Genomic DNA, 3,668 nt, shown 5'->3' on the forward strand with positions numbered 1-3,668 from the left:
TGGCGGTGGCGGAGGGATTTGAACCCTCGGACGGGGGTTACCCGTCACACGCTTTCGAGGCGTGCTCCTTAGGCCGCTCGGACACGCCACCGTGTGGCACCTTACCGGTCGACGGCCCCGCTAATCCAATCGCAAACCGGTCGGCTCTTCGCGCAAGCGCTCATCGCTGGCGCGCGAAGAACGCCGCCAGCGGCGCCGCGCACTCCTCGGCCAGCACGCCGCCCCGCACCTCGGGCCGGTGTGTCAGCCGCCGGTCGCGCACCACGTCCCACAGCGAGCCGACCGCCCCAGTCTTGGGCTCCCACGCGCCGAACACCAGACGCGACACCCGTGCCATCACCAGCGCGCCAGCGCACATCGTGCACGGTTCGACGGTGACCGCCAGCGTCGCGCCCTCGAGTCGCCAACCGTCACGCAGAACCGTGGCAGCCGAGCGCAATGCCAGGATCTCGGCGTGCGCGGTGGGATCGCCGAGCTCCTCACGGGCGTTGGCCGCTCGCGCCAGCTCGGTGCCGTCGGGGCCGAACACCACCGCGCCGATGGGTACGTCCCGCGGACCGGCAGAGCCTGCGGCGTCCAGGGCGAGGCGGATCAGCTGTTCGTCGGTCACCGATCGAGACGGTCGACCACGGCGGACATCTCGTCGCCGAAGCCCATCTCCTGTGCGATGCGGGCCAGCTGCTCGTCGGCGTAGTCGTCGTCGGAGAGGATGATGCTCAGCACCCCCTCGTTGAGGCCGACGTCGGCCAGTACGCCCAGATCACCCTCCTCGAACGGGTCCTCGTCGTCGAGTTCGGCCGGGTCGAGGTCGGCGTCGAGTTTCTCCAGGATTTCGGCCGCGATGTCGTACTCCAGTGCGGCGGTCGCATCCGACAGGAACAACCGGGTGCCTGCGGGAGCGGGCCGGACGATGACGAAGAACTCGTCGTCGACGTCGAGCAGCCCGAAGACCGCGCCGGCGCTGCGCAGTTCTCGCAACTCGGTTTCGGCGGCGCTGAGGCTGGTCAATGCGGCCGGGCGCATCGCCGTGCAACGCCACTTTCCGTCCTCTCGGACGACCGCCACGCCGAAGCCGTCGGGGAGATCTGCAGCCTGGTTCTTCGCCTGCGCGCGCTGTGCTCCCATGAAACCAACGCTAGTCCCAGACCTGGCGCTTTGACCAGCCATCGTGCCGATGCCTGGTGCAGGCACGATCGGGCGGTGTGCCAACCTTGAGCGGTGACCACTCCGGTGTGCGTTCTTGGCTTGGGGCTCATCGGCGGCTCGGTGCTGCGGGCAGCAAAGGCCGCCGGCCGCGAGGTCTTCGGATACAACCGGTCGGTCGACGGCGTCGACGCCGCCCGATTCGACGGATACGACGCCACGGACAGCATCAACGACGTCCTGGCGCGCGCTGCCGACACCGATGCGCTCATCGTTCTGGCCGTTCCCGTGCCAGCCCTGCCGATCATGCTCGGCCACATCCGGACCGCGGCCCCTAAGTGTGCGCTGACCGACGTGACCAGCGTGAAAGGTGCTGTCCTGCAGGAGGTCCGGGACCACAGCCTCGTCGACCGATTCGTCGGTGGGCACCCGATGGCCGGAACGGCGCGATCGGGCTGGGCGGCGGGAAACCCACGCCTGTTCGTCGGCGCACCGTGGGTGATCAGCGTCGACGACCACGTCGATCCGGACGTGTGGGCGACGGTGATGCAGCTGGCGCTGGACTGCGGTGGTGTCGTCGTCCCGGCCCGTTCCGACGAGCACGACGCCGCGGCCGCGGCCATCTCGCACCTCCCTCACCTGCTCGCCGAAGCACTCGCGGTGACGGCAGGCGACGTGCCTCTGGCGTTCGCCCTGGCCGCGGGTTCGTTCCGGGACGGCACGCGGGTGGCGGCGACGGCGCCCGACCTGGTCCGCGCCATGTGCGAGGCGAACTCCGAACAGCTGAACGGCGCCCTGGACCGCACGATCGACCTGCTCACCCTGGCCAGGGACCACCTGGCGGCCGGGCAGCCGGTGACCGAGCTGGTGGAGGCGGGCCACGCCGCGCGGATGCGCTATGACAGCTTCAGCAGGCCGGAGATCATCACGGTCACGATCGGTGCCGAGAATTGGCGCGACGAGCTCGCCGCCGCGGGCCGCGCAGGCGGCGTGATCAGATCCGCTCTGCCAGTCCTGGATAGTCGAGGATGAAGCCCTCGTCGTCGACGGTGATCGTGGTGTCGGCGACCGGCGAGACCAGCTTGATGCCTCCACTGACGTCGGAGCCCGCACTGCTGTAGCTGATGTTCACCTGCTCGACCGAGAGCTCGGGCAGCCGCACATACACCACGGGCAGCGAGATCGAGTCGGCACTCCGATACAGGCCGGTACGGCGGATGGGCAATGCGTTGAAGAAGGGGCTGAAGATCACGTCGACGTCGAGTGCGCCGTCGTAGGCCTCGCGCTTGGTCTGGTTCTGGTGATCCTGGACCAACCACATGTTCTCTTCATCGCGGGCGATCGACAGCTGGCGTTCGCGCTCGGCGAGGGTGACCGTCAGCGACAGCCGTTTGGTGGCCCCGCGGTCGTCGGTGACGAGGTCGTAGGACGCGCTGAACGCCGGGTGCGACGACGTGCCTGCGGCGACGATCCGGCCGTAGGCCTTGATGCGGTTGCCCGACAACTGCACCCGCACGGATTCCATGCGAGGAGCGTCGTGGGCCCGCCAGGTCAGGATCGCCGGCCAGGCGTCCTCGACTGGCTCGGAGCGGGCTTCTGCACTCACCCCCCTACCGTAGGCGACGGACCCGCCCGTTCGTAGCCGCCTGCCGAACTCGCGCCAGATCGAGATCTAGTCGCCGACTCGAGCGCCACCTCGTCGCTGATCAACGGCTGCGGCAGCCGGCGGAACCGGTCGGTGCCGGGCTCCGACAACCACACGACGAAGGCCAGCGCCGCGTCCAGGATCAGCGCCAGCGCCGTCACCAGAAGCGCACCGACCAGGGCGAGGTAGAACTGGCGCACCTTGATGCCATCGATGAGGTAGCGGCCGAGACCGCCGAGGCTGGCGTACGCGGCGATGGTGGCCGTCGCCACGATCTGCAGCGTGGCGGTGCGCAGGCCACCAAGGATGAGTGGCAGCGCGTTGGGCACCTCGACGCGCAACAGCACACGCGACTCCGTCATGCCCATCGAGCGGGCCGCATCGACCACCGCGCGGTCGACGTTCGCGATACCCGAGTAGGTGCCGGCCAGCAGCGGCGGGATGCCCAACAACATCAGCGCGATCGTCGGCGGTACCAGGCCCAGTCCCCACAGCAGCACGCCGAGCAGCAGCACACCGAGGGTGGGCAGGGCTCGCAACGCGTTGACGCTGGTGACGACGAAGAAGGTGCCGCGGCCCGTGTGCCCGATGAGCATGCCGATCGGGATGGCGATCAACGCCGAGAAGATCACCGCCACGACGGTGTACTGCAGATGTTCGAGGATGCGCGCGGTGAGGCCCGCGGGACCGCCCCAGTTCGCGGCGGTGAAGATGTAGGACAGCGCCTGCTGCAGGAAGTTCACTTCGCCGCCGCCCCCGTCGCTTCGCTCGCCCGTGCCGTTTCCCCCGTCGCTTCGCTCGCCCGCGCCGCTCGACGGCCGACCTGACCGGCTCTGGTCCAGGGTGTCGCGGCCTTGCCTGCCAGCATGATCAGGGTGTC

The 3,668-nt window shown here is 69.2% G+C and carries 5 protein-coding genes and 1 tRNA gene; 1 reads left to right on the forward strand and 5 read right to left on the reverse strand.

Translation table 11 applies throughout. The features are described from left to right. The 3 genes from QOC69_RS33180 to QOC69_RS33190 form a co-directional block, all read right to left on the reverse strand. Positions 1–91, reverse strand: a tRNA-Ser gene (locus QOC69_RS33180). 69 nt (positions 92–160) lie between these two features. Next, positions 161–610, reverse strand: a complete 450-nt coding sequence (locus tag QOC69_RS33185) for a nucleoside deaminase (protein WP_526446733.1) — start codon at positions 608–610, stop codon at positions 161–163. After that, positions 607–1,125, reverse strand: a complete 519-nt coding sequence (locus QOC69_RS33190) for a tRNA adenosine deaminase-associated protein (RefSeq protein WP_526446734.1) — start codon at positions 1,123–1,125, stop codon at positions 607–609. The genes QOC69_RS33185 and QOC69_RS33190 overlap by 4 nt, the downstream gene beginning before the upstream one ends. A gap of 105 nt (positions 1,126–1,230) precedes the next feature. Here QOC69_RS33190 and QOC69_RS33195 point away from each other — a divergent pair, with 105 nt between their 5' ends. Next, on the forward strand, positions 1,231–2,175 hold the full coding sequence (locus QOC69_RS33195) for a prephenate dehydrogenase (protein ID WP_526446736.1): 945 nt from the start codon (positions 1,231–1,233) through the stop codon (positions 2,173–2,175). Here QOC69_RS33195 and QOC69_RS33200 read toward each other — a convergent pair. Both QOC69_RS33200 and QOC69_RS33205 read right to left on the reverse strand, forming a co-directional pair. Further along, complete coding sequence (locus QOC69_RS33200) at positions 2,138–2,749, reverse strand: putative glycolipid-binding domain-containing protein (RefSeq protein WP_526446735.1); 612 nt, start codon at positions 2,747–2,749, stop codon at positions 2,138–2,140. The genes QOC69_RS33195 and QOC69_RS33200 overlap by 38 nt on opposite strands. Continuing rightward, the gene (locus tag QOC69_RS33205) at positions 2,746–3,531 is read right to left on the reverse strand and encodes an ABC transporter permease (RefSeq protein ID WP_526446737.1); all 786 of its coding nucleotides are present in this window, start codon (positions 3,529–3,531) and stop codon (positions 2,746–2,748) included. Before QOC69_RS33205 ends, QOC69_RS33200 begins: the two co-directional genes overlap by 4 nt. Positions 3,532–3,668: the final 137 nt, after the last annotated feature.

The sequence above is a fragment of the Mycobacterium sp. genome (assembly GCF_032162105.1).
In the GTDB taxonomy this organism is placed as follows: Bacteria; Actinomycetota; Actinomycetes; order Mycobacteriales; family Mycobacteriaceae; genus Mycobacterium.

Coding starts and splice junctions, on each gene's coding strand:
- QOC69_RS33190 (WP_526446734.1), bottom strand. CDS start 1,125: ATGGGAGCACAGCGCGCGCAGGCGAAGAACCAGGCTGCAGATCTCCCC.